Below are 15,062 nucleotides of genomic sequence, written 5' to 3'. Positions count from 1 at the left end.
GTTATGTAACCAGCCTTTAGTTTTAGGAGTGAATCCAATGATTGAGAAGCTAATTGAGAAAATAAACAATAATTGTCACAATGTGGATATAGATTTTATACATAAAGCATATACCTTTTCTCTTAATGCCCATAAAGATCAAAAAAGGGAATCGGGAGAACCGTACATAATTCATCCTTTAGAAGTAGCTTGTATATTAGCAGAACTTGGACTTGACACCTCAACCATTGCAGCGGGTCTTTTACATGATGTTATAGAAGATACAGAATACACTTATGAGCAGGTTTGCGAAATTTTCAGCGTAGAAATTGCAAACCTAGTAGAAGGTGTTTCAAAGCTTGGGAAGATTAAATATAAATCTAAAGAAGAGCAACAAGCTGACAATGTAAGAAAGATGCTTCTTGCTATGGCTAGGGACATTAGAGTAATACTTATAAAATTAGCTGATAGATTACATAACATGAGAACCTTAAAGTATATGCCAGAAAACAAACAAAAGGAAAAAGCTAAAGAGGTATTAGATATTTTTGCTCCTCTTGCACATAGGCTGGGAATTTCTAAGATTAAATGGGAATTAGAGGATTTAGCTCTTAGATATTTACAACCAACAAAATACTATGAACTTGTAAAGCTTATTTCAGATAAACGTGCAGAGAGAGAAGAGCAAATCAATCATATTATTTCTCAATTAAAACTGCATCTAGCTATGGTCAGTATAAAGGCAGACATAGAAGGCAGACCAAAGCATTTTTATAGTATCTATAGAAAGATGGAAAGCAAAAATAAGAATATTGACCAAATTTTTGACTTAACTGCTATAAGAATTTTAGTAGAGGATATTGGAAGCTGCTATGCAGCTCTTGGAATAGTTCATACAATGTATAAACCAATTCCAGGAAGATTCAAAGATTACATTGCAATGCCAAAACCCAATATGTATCAGTCCCTTCATTCAACTGTTATTGGTCCTTTTGGTAAGCCTTTTGAAATACAAATTAGAACCTATGATATGCATAGAACAGCAGAATATGGTATTGCTGCCCATTGGAAATACAAAGAAGCTAATGGAGCCAATGGAGCAGAAGGAGATAATTCTTTGGATTCAAAACTTTCTTGGCTTAGAGAAATGCTAGAATGGCAAGGGGAAACTTCTGATGCTGAAGAGTTTATGGAAGGATTTAAAATAGATTTATTTTCTGATGAAGTCTTCGTATTTACTCCAAAGGGAGATGTAATTAATCTACCTAGTGATTCAACTCCTATAGACTTTGCTTATACAATCCATACTGATGTAGGGCATAGATGTACAGGTGCTAAGGTCAATGGTAAAATTGTTACCCTAGAGTATCGCTTAAAAACTGGGGAAATTGTAGAAGTGCTTACTTCACCAAGTACTAAAGGACCAAGTATAGATTGGCTTAATATTGCAAAGAGCAATCAGGCTAAGAGTAAGATTAAGGCTTGGTTTAAAAAGGCTAATAGGGAAGAGAGTATAGAAAAAGGAAAAGAAGTTATTGAAAAGGAGACAAAAAAACAAGGGTACTCCTTTAGTGTAATTTCAAAATCTGCAACCCTTGAAAAGATTCTTAGACGATACAATTTAAAAAATCTTGAAGATTTGTATGCAAATGTTGGAGTAGGGGAGATAAATCCCTATAACTTAATAACTAAGTTAAGAGAGGCCTATGAAGCTAAGGAGAAAGAAGTAGAAAGTAATACTTCTGTCATTGATCAGTTTAATAAGGAACAAAATATTAAGGAACAGGGAAAAAAAGCAATTAGCTACAATAATAGTTACTCAGGACTACAAGTTAAAGGAACCTCAAATGTTCATGCTAGGTTTGCAAAGTGCTGTAGTCCAGTTCCAGGGGACGATATTATAGGATATATAACAAAGGGAAAAGGGGTATCCGTTCATAGAAGTGATTGTAAAAACCTACTATCTCTTCAAGAAACAGAACCAGACAAGATTATAGAAGTTTCTTGGGGACTTGAAACAGGAGAAAACTATATAACAGATATACAAATAAGAGGAGAAGACAGATTAGGTCTTCTTACAGATATAATTGAAGTCCTTGGACTAACAAAAACAAATATCTTATCAATAAATGGGAAAACCTTAAAAAGTGGGGAAGCTTTAGTAAATATAAAAATAAAAATAACTAATGTAGACCATTTAAAACAGGTTCAAAGTAAGATAAGAAAACTAAAAGGTGTAAGAGACGTCTATAGAATTAAGCATTAATATATGATTTTAAGTAGGAAGTAATAGGTAATAAATAGGAAGTACAAAATAAAGATAAGAATGAGTACTATAAAATAAAGCTGGGATTAGTTCTATATATTACTAAATTAATTCTATAAAAATACAAATAAAGCTTAAACTAAAGGAGATAGTATTATGAGAGCAGTAGTACAAAGAGTCAAAGCTTCTAGAGTGGAAGTTGATAATAAAGTTATTGGAGAAATTGGTGTAGGATTAAATGTTTTAGTGGGTATAAGTAAGGAAGACACAAAGGAAGACCTAGAGTATATTGTTAGGAAAATTGTAGGAATGAGAATTTTTGAAGATGAAACAGGAAAGATGACTCATTCTCTTGAAGATGTAAATGGAGAACTTTTGATAATTTCACAGTTCACTCTTTATGGAGATTGCCGTAAGGGAAAGAGACCTGACTTTATGAAAGCTCAAGGTGGAGAAGCTGCAGAGCAACTGTATAATGAGTTAGTAGAAGCTTTTAAAAAGGAAGTTAAAAAGGTTGAAACAGGAGAGTTTGGAGCAGATATGCAAGTTTACATCCAAAATGATGGACCAGTAACTCTACTTTTAGAAAGTAAAAAGGATTTTTAGAGGTGAAGTAGATGATAGTAAAAAAAATGATGGCAGGAATCTATGGAGCTAATTGCTATATAGTTATGGATGAAGAATCTAAGGAAGCAGTAGTTTTAGATCCAGGTGGAGATGTAGATGATATAGAAAAGGTATTACAATCTTTAGGGGCAAAGGTTAAATATATTGCTCTTACTCATGGACATTTTGATCATACTACTGGGGTTGATGGACTTCAAGCAATAACTAAAGCAGAAGTTGCCATAGGAAAAGAAGATAATGAAATGATATTAAAAGATGTTCAGTATTATGGACCTTTTATTGAAGGTGGAGCACATATAATTCTAAATAATGGTGATTCTTTAAATTTTGGAAAACATACTATGAAAGTAATTCATACTCCAGGTCATACCCCAGGAGGCGTATGCTTTTTAATTGAGAATATGCTTTTCTCTGGAGATACTTTGTTTAAGGGCTCCATTGGCAGAAGTGACTTAGCAGGTGGAGATGGAGAAGCTCTTATAAGAAATATTAAAGAAAGATTAGTAGTTCTTCCTAAGGAAACTATAGTGTATCCAGGACATGGGCCAAGTACAACTATTGGAGATGAAGAGCTATACAATCCATTTTTATAAACATAAAGGACTTGATATAAAGTGTATAACACTAACAAAGAATATAAAGTAAAATTAAACAATTTAGATTTTAGATATGATGTATTTCAAATGATTAATCTTTTTTACGGATTTGCTGATATAAGATTTTTAGAACAGGGCTGTGAAGAGGAGTATAATCTTTCTATAGAAGTTAATGAAGAAAAAGTTATTCTTGTAACTATGAGTAAGAATGAAGAGTTTCATATTAACAAAAATCATAAACTAAAGGAAGAGGTTAGAAAAGCAGTATTTAATTTTCTAACAAAAGATACGGGGAAAGTACTTCCTTGGGGGACTTTAGTTGGAATTAGACCTTCTAAGAAAGCCTTAGAGCTTTTGGAAAAGGGAATTAGTGAAGAGGAAATTGTTAAAGCTTTTAAGGAGATTCATGAAACTTCAGAGGAAAAAGCAAGGCTTTGCATAGAAGTAGCAAAATATGAAAGACACATAGTAAATAAGGATGAAAAAGTCATAAGTGTTTATATAGGAATGCCTTTTTGTCCAACTCGTTGTGTGTACTGTTCCTTTACCTCAAACCCTATAGGGAGTTGTAAGAGTTTAGTTGCCCCGTATTTACAAGCTCTAACAAAGGAAATAAAAGCTTTAAGCAACTATATAAAAGAGCGTAACCTTACAATAGAATCTGTATACTTTGGAGGGGGAACACCTACCTCTGTAAATAATGAGGAATTTGAACATATATTGAAGGATATTTATAACTACTTTGTACATAATCAAAATATAAAGGAGTTTACAGTAGAGTGCGGTCGTCCTGATAGTATAACCTACGAAAAGCTTCAAAGTATGAAAAAATATAAGGTTGATAGGATTAGCATAAATCCTCAAACCATGAATGATAAAACTTTAAAGTTAATTGGAAGAAATCACAGCTCTCAGGATGCCATAGATACGTTTAATATGGCAAGGGAGTTAGGCTTCCAAAATATAAATATGGATGTTATTATCGGTCTTCCAGGTGAAAAGTTAGAAGAGGTTAATAATACCTGTGAAGAACTTTTAAAGCTGAAGCCTGATAGCTTAACGGTTCACGGTATGTCTATTAAAAGAGCATCTAAGCTTTATGAGAATATGATTAATAACACTAAATATGAGGTGCCAGACCAACAAGAACTTAATGAAATGTATAAAGCTACTGTTAGTTTAGCTACAACCTTAGAAATGGTTCCTTACTATATGTATAGACAAAAGAACATGGTAGGTAGCATGGAGAATGTAGGTTATTCTCAAAGGGGAAAAGAGGGTATCTACAATATACAAATGATTGAAGAAAAACAAACTATTGTTGCCTTAGGTGCAGATGCGGTGTCAAAGGTTGTATTTTTAGAAGAAAACCGAATTGAAAGATTTGGAAATGTCAAAGATGTTAGGGAATATGTAAATAGAATTGATGAAATGATAGAGAAAAAAATTGCACTATTAGATATGCTAGGCATTTGAAGATGACTTAAGGCATCTGAAAATAAATAACAAGTCAAAGATGTGAAAGCTATTTTGCGTTCACAAGCAAGCTTGTGCCGACAAGGAAACAGGTTCCGCAGATAGTGGAGCTATCAAAGGGTTCTGTTGACGCAGTATAGCACAAAATAGATGAACAGATTGACTTACTTATTTTTTGAAAATGCCTCAAAATAACAAGGAGGAATTTTTATGGAATTTAAAGCGCCTAAAGGTACAAAAGATATTTTACCAGGAAGTGTGTACAAGTGGCATTTTATTGAGAAAGTTATGAGAGAAATTGCGGCTGCTTATGGTTGTAGAGAAATAAGGACTCCTATGTTTGAACATACAGACTTATTTAAAAGAGGTGTAGGGGAAACTACAGACGTGGTTCAAAAAGAAATGTATACCTTTGAAGATAAGGGTGGCAGAAGCATCACTTTAAAACCTGAAGGAACAGCACCAGCAGTTAGAGCCTTTGTAGAAAATACACTTTATAGTGAAGCTCAACCAACTAAGATGTACTACTTTACTCCTGCTTTTAGATATGAAAAAATGCAAAAGGGTAGATTAAGGCAACATCACCAGTTCGGAGTGGAGGTTTTTGGTTCAAAGGAGCCTTCAGTTGATGCTGAGGTTATAAGCATTGTAATGGATGTTTATAACAGAATGGGTGTAGAAGGTATAGAGCTTAATATTAATAGCATTGGATGCCCAACCTGCAGGAAAAAATATAATGAAGCATTAATTGAGTTTTTAGGTAGTAAAAAAGAGCACTTATGCTCAACTTGTTTAACAAGATTAGATAAAAACCCTTTAAGAGTGTTAGACTGTAAGGTTGATAGCTGCAAAGAAGTGGTTAAAGGAGCACCAATAATTTTAGATTATATATGCGAAGAATGTAGTGAACACTTTGAAAGCCTAAAAACTTACTTAACAGCTATGGGAATAGATTATGTAGTAAATCCTCAAGTAGTTAGAGGTCTAGATTATTACAGTAAGACCATATTTGAAATCATGGATAATGGTTTTACTCTTTGTGGTGGCGGAAGATATGACAACCTAATCGAAGAAATAGGTGGTCCATCAATGCCAGCTATAGGTTTTGGTATGGGAATGGAAAGATTACTCCTAACCTTAGAAGAAAAGGGAATAAATATACCAGAAGAAACTTACATGGATTTATATGTGGGTTCCATGGGAGCTGAAGGTAAGATTGAGGCTATAAAGGTTATTCACGGATTAAGAAATAAAGGGATTAAGTGTGAATGTGATCACATGGCTAGAAGTGTAAAGGCTCAAATGAAGTTTGCCAATAAAATTTCAGCAAGTTACACTATGGTTCTTGGAGAAGATGAAGTGAAAAATAGATTAGCTAAGATGAAAAGAATGAGTGATGGAGAAACTATAGAGGTTTCTTTGGATAATTTAGAAGCCATAGCAAACCTAATCAAAAGTTAGTTCTAAATTATAGGGAATCAGAGTTGAAACTTAACTTATAGAGGAGTCCTATTCTGGTTTCCTTAAGGGTTTATGAAGATGAATTTTATTTATCATGGATAATTTTAAATTTCATCATGGAACCCTGTAGAATACTGATTTTATACTATAAATAATAGTTAAATATATAATAGGTTTTATTAATTACACAGAGAAATTTAAAAGAAGAATGTAATTAAGGAAGCATAAAGGGAGGAAGTATTAATGGGTGAGTCACTAAACGGACTTAAAAGAAACCAAATGTGCGGTGAACTTAGAGAAAGTCATGTAGGACAAAAGGTTACTGTAATGGGTTGGGTTCAAAGAAAAAGGAATTTAGGAAGTTTAGTTTTTATCGATTTAAGAGATAGAACTGGACTTTTACAAGTGGTATTTGGAGAAGAAATAAATAAGGAGGCTTTTGAAAAAGCTGACCTAGCTAAATCAGAATACTGTATTGCAGTTACTGGTGAAATAATAAAAAGAGAAGCACCAAACGCTAATTTACCTACAGGAATGGTTGAACTTAAAGGAGAAAGTATTAAAATACTTTCTGAATCTGAAACTCCTCCAATATACATAAAAGAGGATTTAGATGCATCAGAAAATATAAGATTAAAGTATCGCTATCTTGATCTTAGAAGACCAGATATGCAAAAAATCCTTATGATAAGACATAAGGCTGCTAAAGTAGTTAGAGATTATCTAGATGAAAATGGTTTCTTAGAAATGGAGACTCCAATGCTTACAAAGAGTACTCCAGAAGGAGCTAGAGATTATTTAGTTCCAAGCAGAAACTATCCTGGAATGTTTTATGCTCTTCCACAATCACCTCAAATATTTAAGCAATTATTAATGGTATCTGGTTTTGATAGATATTTCCAAATTGTAAAATGTTTTAGAGATGAGGATTTAAGAGCAAATAGACAGCCAGAATTTACACAGATAGACTTAGAGATGAGCTTTGTAGAACTTGATGATGTTATAGCATTAAATGAAGGCTTAATCAAAAGAGTTTTTAAAGAAGTGGGCGATGTTGAGGTTAATCTTCCAATAAGAAGAATGCCTTATGCAGAAGCTATGGATAAATACGGTAGTGACAAACCAGATTTAAGATTTGGTATGGAGATAAAAAATATTACTGAAGCAGTTAGAGGCACAGAGTTTGCAGTGTTTAAAAATGCCATAGAAAATGGCGGATCAGTAAGAGCTATAGTAGCTGAAAACTCAGCGGATATGGGAAGAAAGAAGCTTGATAAGCTTGGAGAGTTCGTAAAAACTTATAAAGCTAAAGGTCTTGCTTGGATAGCTTATAAAGAGGGGGAAATAAAATCTCCAATTTCTAAATTCTTTGATGAAGAAGGAATGAATAAAATAATTGAAGCTGCTGGAGCAAAACCAGGAGATTTAATCTTAATTGTGGCTGATATGGATAGCGTAGTATTACAATCCTTAGGAGCATTAAGATTAGAGCTTGCAAAAGAGTTAGGAATTTTAGAAAACAACAAAGAGTTTAATTTTGTATGGATAACAGAATTCCCACTTCTTGAGTACGATGAAGAAGAACAAAGATATGTTGCTCTTCACCATCCATTCACAGCACCAATGGATGAGGATTTACAGTACCTAGATACTGATCCTAAGAGAGTTAGAGCAAAGGCTTATGACATTGTACTAAATGGTGAGGAATTAGGTGGAGGAAGTATAAGAATCCACGATACTAAGCTTCAAGAAAAAATGTTTAGTTTACTTGGATTTACTCAAGAAAGTGCTTGGGAGAGATTTGGATTCTTATTAGAAGCCTTCAAATATGGTCCACCACCACATGGAGGATTAGCTTATGGTTTAGACAGAATGATAATGTTCCTAGCTGGAACAGATAACATTAAAGATGTTATTGCTTTCCCTAAGAACCAAAATGCATACTGCCCAATGAGTGAAGCACCAAATGTGGTTGAAGAAAAACAACTTAAAGAACTTGGTATAGGTATAGCAAAAAACAGCTAATTTTAATATAGTAGCTTTGAAATTATAAAGGGAACTAAAGCCTAATAAGTGATAAACTTACTCTTGGTTTTAGTTCCTTTTAGATTTCTATGGGAAAAGTATTTTTGATTCGGTGTCTAGCAATTTTAGAGGAGCCAAGGCGGGGTTTATGTGTAGGTTAAGTCATGACTTTGGTTTCTCATTTACTAATAAAATACATTGTAATTAGATTGATAAATATAGAAAAATAGCCAAATTTTAAAAAGAATAATATCCACTACAGGGGATATACTATTATTGTAAAATCTTTAATAAAAAGTTTTAATTCTATTTGCAATTACGCTAAAATTATTATATAATGTAGTTACAAGTTAGAAATGATCTGCTGTGTGCGCGGAACTGGTCTATGTTGAGCCAACAGTGATTTAATTGGAAGAAGTTCTTTTTATGAAGTGTAGACCTGTCACTTATTATTAATATTAACTGATGGGTACCAGAAGTAAAAAGGCGGAATCCACCCGTGGGAGAACGGGTTCAAATATACCAGCATAAACGGCACAGCGGTTTATATTAAAGATTTTACTTTAAATAATAGAGTTAGCAAGTGAATTCTTGCTAACTCTCATTATGAAAAAATATACCACTCTTTGGAGTGGTATTTATTTTTACAAAAAAACAAATAGTCGTAAAAATTAAAGTTATATTCGTATTGCATTAAATTTAAAGGGGTTCCTTAGAAGGAAGCTTATAAAAAATACATATATAAAATTTTGTAATTAAATTATATAATCTAGTTGTTAAAGAAATTAATTAGATTAGATATAGAACTATATAATAGGTCCAAAGGTAAAAATTCATTATATTAAATTCTGTAAGAAAAAACTTTTCTGATTATTGGAAAACCTTTTATAATTATACTTTATTTTTTTTTGAAAAATAGTATAATATAAATATGATTACTAGTATAATTTTACAATAACTTAAATTAGTCGTAAATTAGTTAAGTTACTCAATGGTAAAATTATAAAGAATTAGTTAGATAAATTAGTTTTCAGGTTTAAGAGTTTCATTTAGGGGTGCAGTAAAGAAAAATAACTGCTTATATTGGGGTTTTGTTTGAAGGTTGTGTAGGTATTAAATTTATACTAAGGTTTTTAGATGAGGAGAATAAGTTATGGAGATTTTATCACAAGGAGAAAAAATAAAAAGAATAAGAAAAAGCTTTAAAATCAGACAACAAGATATTACTGGTGGGGAAATAACAAGAGAACTTATAAGTATAATTGAAAACAATAAGACTAATCTTACACCTAACGTGGCACAAATAATAGCAGATAATATAAACAGAATCTGTAAGGAGCGAGGAATAGAATTCTCTGTGGAGGCAAGCTACTTATTGGAGGATGTTAGTCAGCAATCAAATAAAATTGCAGATGAGTATATTGAATTTTTATCAACAAATGAAAATGAATTTTCCCAAAGTCTCATAGAAGAGATAGATCATATAGAGTTTTTCTGTATGAAATATGGAGAGGCAGAAAAGAATTTAGCTTTATATGAAAAAATTGGTGATATTTACAATAAGCAAAGATCCTATGATAAAAGCTACACCTACTACATTAAGGCTTTAGAAAATGCAGCTAGTATAGATGAAACCATAGCTTTAATTAAGGTTAGTGAAAAAATAGGTGTACTGTGCTTAAAGCTTATGAAATACGAAGAAACTCTTCATTTCAACAGCTTTGCATTAAGATATGAGGAACATTTATCAAAGGATTTAAAACGTAAGCTACTTTTGAACAATATACTAGCTTATGTGCATCTTAAGGAGTATCATAAGGCAATAGAAGAAACTGAAAATATCATAAATATATTTTCAAAGCAAAGTGTAGAAGAACTTTTTGAAGTTAACATGCTTAGAGTTCATTGTCTTAGACAAATAAAAGAATTTAATAGTGCCATAAAGCTAAGTAAAACCTTGTTAGAACAAGTTAAAGATAGTGATTTAGAGAAAAAGATAACAACTTTAACTAATATGCTAGATATTTACTCAGCTCTTAAAGATTATAAAAATATAAAGGTGTATTTAAAGAAAATTACAGGTGAAATTAATAAATATGAGGATTTAGATAATAATCCTAATAGCCCTAGGATATATACTCAAATTGGAGCAGCTTTAGTGCTATTGCAGGATATAGATAAAGCAAAAGAATGCTATGATAAAGTAATAAGCTTATGCAAAAAACAAAGAGATTCCCATGTGTTAGATAAAGCACTAGATGAATATTTTAATCTTCTTTTAATTGAAAATAATTCAGAGAATATTGATGACTTTAAGAATAATGTATTGGAACTTATTTCCCATGGGTTAATAGCTAAAAATAATATAAATATAGCTAAGCTAATTAAGTATTATAACAGTGTTGAAGATAGGGAAAGTATAGATAACCTATTAACCTTTATTTTAGAAAGCTAAAAGAAAAAATCTTAAGTTTAATAATTTTTTTTAAAAGTATTAGTTATTGAAGTTGCTTTCTTGCACTTAAATGTTAACTCCCATTCTTTATAAATTAAACATGAAAGCTAGGAGAATTTATATTCCCTAGCTTTTGTTTATTTTAAGCACTCTTGATAAATAAGTTATGAAATTACTTTACAAATAAAGGTGAAAAATAGTATCAAATTTAAAACATATATATAATAATTATAAGCTTATATGCAAATATAGCTTCATGACGAAAAAGTAAATTTATTGTAACTGAATAAAAAAACTCTTAGGTTTCAAATGAAGGAAAATCAGAATAAAAATAAGTAGTACAAAAAAAAATTTAATATATTTAATTTTAAATTTTAATCAGAGAGATTTTGCAACAAAATTATTTTGATAATTCTGCAAACTTACAGCTCAAAAGAAAGAAGTTAAAAAATAAACATGTAATAACTGTTTAAAGGTGTATTGCAAGAAATAATACTACTAAAATAAAGAACTTATTGTTAACTATTTGTGACCATCAGAGTCATTTATTATACAAAAGGAAGGAAATCCAAGATTTAACCTATATATTACTACTAGTTTAGTTAACTTAAGATTTTTTTGAGATAAGCAAATTAAACTTCACTAAGAAAAATAAAGCGTAGAAAACTTAAAGTTTAAAAGTAGAAAGAAAAGGAACCCTTGCAAGATTTAAGTATCTTGCTAGGTTCCTACCTTTTTCCTAGTTTCTGTAATTTATTAAACTTTAATCTATTGATAATTCTACTTATAGTTGAAATTAGAATTATTCCAACAGCAATGGAGGCTGCATTAAAAAGTGTCTGAATTCCTAGTACAATGGATTTATCTATGTTTCCTTGCACCGCCTCGAAGGTAGTGTAGTACATACTTCCTCCAGGAACCAGTGGAATGAGAGCGCATATTAAGAAAATAGTTACAGGATTTTTCATAACTCTTGCAAATATTTCTGAGTATATACTTATTACTAAAGAACCTACAAACAATGATACAATTTCAGAGCCAGTAGAGTTTTTAGTTAAAAGATAAAAAAGCCATCCAACACCGCCACCAATAGAGGCTATAATTAAGTTTTTTCCTCGTACGTTAAATAAAATTCCAAACCCTAAGGAACTAATAAAAGCATATAGAACACTTATCATAATTAAACACCCCCAAAGATGTATATCCAAATTTTAAATACAATACCTGTGCCAGCCGCAATGGCTGCAGCAATCATAAGAGCTTCTAAAGAACGAGATAATCCAGATAATAAATCTCCAGCTATGGTATCTCTTATGCCGTTAGTAATAGCAAGGCCTGGCACTAAAAGCATTATGGAACCAATTATAATTTTATCCACATTGAATCCGGGGAATAAGGAACTAAAAACTAATGCTATAAGAGCTGCTAGTGCGCCACCAAGCACGTTAATAAAGAAACCATTAACATCCAATTTGTTTAAAAAATTACTTAAAAGAGTAATTAAGATTCCAGCAATAAAAGCAATGAAAAAGTCTCTAATATTGCCACCAAACAGTAAGGAAAAGAAAGCAGTGGTAATTCCAGCAGCAAAAACAGAAACCTTTTCACTATATCTTTGTTGGCTTTCTATTTTCTTTACCTCATCCTTTAAGTCTTTCATTAAAAGAGGGCTTGAATATAAAGATCTTGAAAGATTATTAATTGCAGATATCTTTTCTAAATTTACAGTTCTTGAGGTTATTCTTCTGATAACAGTGGTGGTTTCTCCCATTTGGTTAGTAATTGAAATCATTACTACGGTAGGAGTAACAAAGCTTTCTGTAGATTTTATATTATAAGCATTACAAATCATAGAAATAGTTTGTTCAACCCTATAAGTTTCTCCACCATTTTCAAGCATTATTTTTCCTGCCTCTGCGGCTATGTGAACAATTTCATCATTATACATGAAAAATCCTCCTATAATATATATAGCAATTTTAATTCGAAGTTTATATAAGGATACAAAATTTAGCTTTAAGTCTTGTTTATATAACTATTCAAATTTATTAAATAGTCTATAGCAGGGGAAAGTAAAAGCTTTTAGGCGTAATATTTAAAGTACTAACATGTTATTTTAAACATTAAGCCAGTGCTAATGTTATTATATATCAAAAACTTGAGAAAATGTAATCTGTTAGAATATTAAGATTTACTTATAATATTACAGGGTTTTACATAGGGAGTTCAATTTCCCTATGGTGTAAATTCATCTCGCAAAAACTTTAAAGGAGCCACAGTAGGAGCCATCTATAGGTTAGGTATTGACTTTGATTCCCCATAATATAAAAGCTAAGACATAGATAATTTTATACATAGGAATTCATTGATTAATTAGATTCAAATAACTATAATTGGAGTATGAGGCATCTGTAAAAAATAAGTCAAAGATGTGAAGGGTTTTTGAGTTAGGCAAGGAAATTTTTGGCGCAGTATAGCACAAAATAGACGAGCATACTGACTTATTTATTTTTTGAAGATGTCTAAAATTGGCATTATAAAAATGGGGGATATAAATGAATAAGATTGAAGGAATTTTGGAAAATCTTATCAATAACTTAAAAGAAGGTATTCATGTAGTGGATAGCAAAGGAAAGACTATTTACTATAATAAGTCCATGGCCACAATGGAAGGGTTAAAAAGAGAAGAGGTTCTGGGTAAAAAGGTCTATGAATACCTAAAGGAGATGGAGGGAACTTCTACCCTGATGAATGCCCTTAAAAATGGAGAGGAATTTAAGGATGTTGTTCAACAATATAGCAATAATCATGGTAAGAACATAACCTCTATTAACACCACAATTCCTGTGATTATTGGGGATAAGACTGTAGCTGCCATTGAAATTGCAAGAGATATGACTCAGTTAAAAAAGCTAAATGAAAAAATATGCATGCTTGAAAGTGCTATGAAAGAAAAAGAAAATAATTATACCTTTAAAGATATTATTGGCAATAGCCCTAAAATAAGAAATGAAATTAATAAAGCTGTGAAAGCAAGCCTTTCAAATTCTTCTGTATTAATTTATGGAGAAACAGGATCAGGAAAGGAGCTCTTCGCTCAAAGTATCCATTACAATGGAATTCGTAAGGACAAGCCCTTTATTGCTATAAACTGTGCTGCTATACCTAGTGCTCTCTTAGAGGGGATGCTCTTTGGAACGGTGAAGGGAGGCTTTACTGGGGCCGAAAATAAAAAAGGACTCTTTGAAGAAGCTCATAGAGGAACTGTATTATTGGATGAAGTGAACTCTATGGAACCTTATCTTCAATCAAAGCTTTTAAGAGTACTTCAGGATGGATATATAAGACCAGTAGGAAGCAATAAAATCATTGACATTGACGTAAGAGTTATAGCTACCTTAAATGAAGAGCCAGAAAATCTTATAAAAGAAGGAAAACTTAGAAAGGATTTTTATTACAGATTAAGTGTAATGAGAATTGATGTCCCATCTCTAAGAGAAAGAAAAGAAGATATTAAGGAGATCACTGAATATTTTATAAGTTATTACAATAGACTTTTATCAAAAAATGTTAAAAACCTTAGTGAAGAGGTTTGGGATAAGTTTCAACAGTATAACTGGCCAGGAAACATAAGAGAACTTAAAAATACTATCGAAGCAGCAATGAATATGGTAGATGATGGAGAAATACTAACAAAAGAATTTTTTGAAAATAAATTTACCATAGTAGGAGATATGAATAATGATAGTAAGTTTACTGGTGATTTATCCTTAAATGATTATTTAGAAGAGATTGAAAGGTCTGTAATAACGAAAATATATAAGAAAAATGGAGAGAATATTACTAGAACAGCAGAGGAGCTTAAGATATCTAGACAGAATCTCCAATATAAACTGAAGAAATATAATCTTTAACCAATTAAATAATATAATTAATATAAAAATCAAATAATAAGATATAAAAGAATTTTAAAATATTGGCGAATAATTTTCAAAATAGGGCGAATAATTTTCAAAATAGGGCGAATAATTATAAAATATAGATAAGTGCCATAAATTCGGCAGGGTTAGTGCAAAAAAATATGCGCTAACCCTTTTAATTTTGGAATAAATGTAATAAAACTTGTTTTTCTTCTTTAAAAGGTGAAAAATATTTTGCAGTCAAATAAATAATTAAT

The 15,062-nt window shown here is 31.3% G+C and carries 10 protein-coding genes and 1 other RNA gene; 9 read left to right on the top strand and 2 right to left on the bottom strand.

Features of this window, described 5'->3' with window-relative positions; genetic code table 11:
• Window positions 1-37: 37 nt before the first annotated feature.
• From J2Z44_RS01105 to J2Z44_RS01070, 8 genes are all read left to right on the top strand, one after another.
• A complete protein-coding gene (locus tag J2Z44_RS01105) occupies window positions 38-2,245 on the top strand; it encodes a RelA/SpoT family protein (RefSeq protein WP_021284339.1) in 2,208 nt (735 codons plus the stop codon).
• A 156-nt stretch (window positions 2,246-2,401) separates the two neighbouring features.
• Complete coding sequence (gene dtd, locus J2Z44_RS01100) at window positions 2,402-2,851, top strand: D-aminoacyl-tRNA deacylase (RefSeq protein WP_021284340.1); 450 nt, start codon at window positions 2,402-2,404, stop codon at window positions 2,849-2,851.
• 11 nt (window positions 2,852-2,862) lie between these two features.
• Window positions 2,863-3,465: an MBL fold metallo-hydrolase gene (locus tag J2Z44_RS01095; RefSeq protein WP_021284341.1), complete on the top strand. Its 603-nt coding sequence runs from the start codon at window positions 2,863-2,865 to the stop codon at window positions 3,463-3,465.
• A 90-nt stretch (window positions 3,466-3,555) separates the two neighbouring features.
• Window positions 3,556-4,944 carry a coproporphyrinogen III oxidase gene (locus tag J2Z44_RS01090; protein ID WP_051186160.1) on the top strand — a complete coding sequence of 463 codons (1,389 nt, stop codon included), beginning with the start codon at window positions 3,556-3,558 and terminating at the stop codon, window positions 4,942-4,944.
• Window positions 4,945-5,154: 210 nt separating this feature from the next.
• Window positions 5,155-6,405 carry a histidine--tRNA ligase gene (gene hisS / locus J2Z44_RS01085; protein ID WP_021284343.1) on the top strand — a complete coding sequence of 417 codons (1,251 nt, stop codon included), beginning with the start codon at window positions 5,155-5,157 and terminating at the stop codon, window positions 6,403-6,405.
• Window positions 6,406-6,648: 243 nt separating this feature from the next.
• Window positions 6,649-8,430, top strand: a complete 1,782-nt coding sequence (aspS, locus tag J2Z44_RS01080) for an aspartate--tRNA ligase (RefSeq protein ID WP_021284344.1) — start codon at window positions 6,649-6,651, stop codon at window positions 8,428-8,430.
• A gap of 355 nt (window positions 8,431-8,785) precedes the next feature.
• Window positions 8,786-8,980: non-coding RNA, 6S RNA (gene ssrS / locus J2Z44_RS01075), on the top strand.
• Between the two features lie 603 nt (window positions 8,981-9,583).
• On the top strand, window positions 9,584-10,885 hold the full coding sequence (locus J2Z44_RS01070) for a helix-turn-helix domain-containing protein (protein ID WP_021284345.1): 1,302 nt from the start codon (window positions 9,584-9,586) through the stop codon (window positions 10,883-10,885).
• Window positions 10,886-11,613: 728 nt separating this feature from the next.
• On the opposite strand, the gene J2Z44_RS01065 is transcribed toward J2Z44_RS01070, so the two are convergent.
• On the bottom strand, window positions 11,614-12,063 hold the full coding sequence (locus J2Z44_RS01065; RefSeq protein WP_021284346.1) for a threonine/serine exporter family protein: 450 nt from the start codon (window positions 12,061-12,063) through the stop codon (window positions 11,614-11,616).
• Window positions 12,064-12,065: 2 nt separating this feature from the next.
• The gene (locus J2Z44_RS01060; protein ID WP_021284347.1) at window positions 12,066-12,833 is read right to left on the bottom strand and encodes a threonine/serine exporter family protein; all 768 of its coding nucleotides are present in this window, start codon (window positions 12,831-12,833) and stop codon (window positions 12,066-12,068) included.
• Between the two features lie 607 nt (window positions 12,834-13,440).
• Between J2Z44_RS01060 and J2Z44_RS01055 the strand changes: the two genes are divergently transcribed.
• Window positions 13,441-14,799, top strand: a complete 1,359-nt coding sequence (locus J2Z44_RS01055; protein WP_209649282.1) for a sigma-54 interaction domain-containing protein — start codon at window positions 13,441-13,443, stop codon at window positions 14,797-14,799.
• Window positions 14,800-15,062 lie beyond the last annotated feature (263 nt).

Origin of the sequence: Clostridium punense (assembly GCF_017874425.1) — a bacterium.
Classification (GTDB): Bacteria; Bacillota; Clostridia; order Clostridiales; family Clostridiaceae; genus Clostridium_J; species Clostridium_J punense.
Note: the sequence above shows the minus strand (reverse complement) of the source record. Positions and strands in the feature narration are given on the sequence as shown.

What these genes read in the sequence shown, in the direction of transcription:
- J2Z44_RS01070 (WP_021284345.1), top strand. Translation starts at nt 9,584, where the DNA reads ATGGAGATTTTATCACAAGGAGAAAAAATAAAAAGAATAAGAAAAAGC.
- J2Z44_RS01105 (WP_021284339.1), top strand. Translation starts at nt 38, where the DNA reads ATGATTGAGAAGCTAATTGAGAAAATAAACAATAATTGTCACAATGTG.
- J2Z44_RS01055 (WP_209649282.1), top strand. Translation starts at nt 13,441, where the DNA reads ATGAATAAGATTGAAGGAATTTTGGAAAATCTTATCAATAACTTAAAA.
- aspS (WP_021284344.1), top strand. Translation starts at nt 6,649, where the DNA reads ATGGGTGAGTCACTAAACGGACTTAAAAGAAACCAAATGTGCGGTGAA.
- hisS (WP_021284343.1), top strand. Translation starts at nt 5,155, where the DNA reads ATGGAATTTAAAGCGCCTAAAGGTACAAAAGATATTTTACCAGGAAGT.
- dtd (WP_021284340.1), top strand. Translation starts at nt 2,402, where the DNA reads ATGAGAGCAGTAGTACAAAGAGTCAAAGCTTCTAGAGTGGAAGTTGAT.
- J2Z44_RS01095 (WP_021284341.1), top strand. Translation starts at nt 2,863, where the DNA reads ATGATAGTAAAAAAAATGATGGCAGGAATCTATGGAGCTAATTGCTAT.
- J2Z44_RS01090 (WP_051186160.1), top strand. Translation starts at nt 3,556, where the DNA reads ATGATTAATCTTTTTTACGGATTTGCTGATATAAGATTTTTAGAACAG.
- J2Z44_RS01060 (WP_021284347.1), bottom strand. Translation starts at nt 12,833, where the DNA reads ATGTATAATGATGAAATTGTTCACATAGCCGCAGAGGCAGGAAAAATA.
- J2Z44_RS01065 (WP_021284346.1), bottom strand. Translation starts at nt 12,063, where the DNA reads ATGATAAGTGTTCTATATGCTTTTATTAGTTCCTTAGGGTTTGGAATT.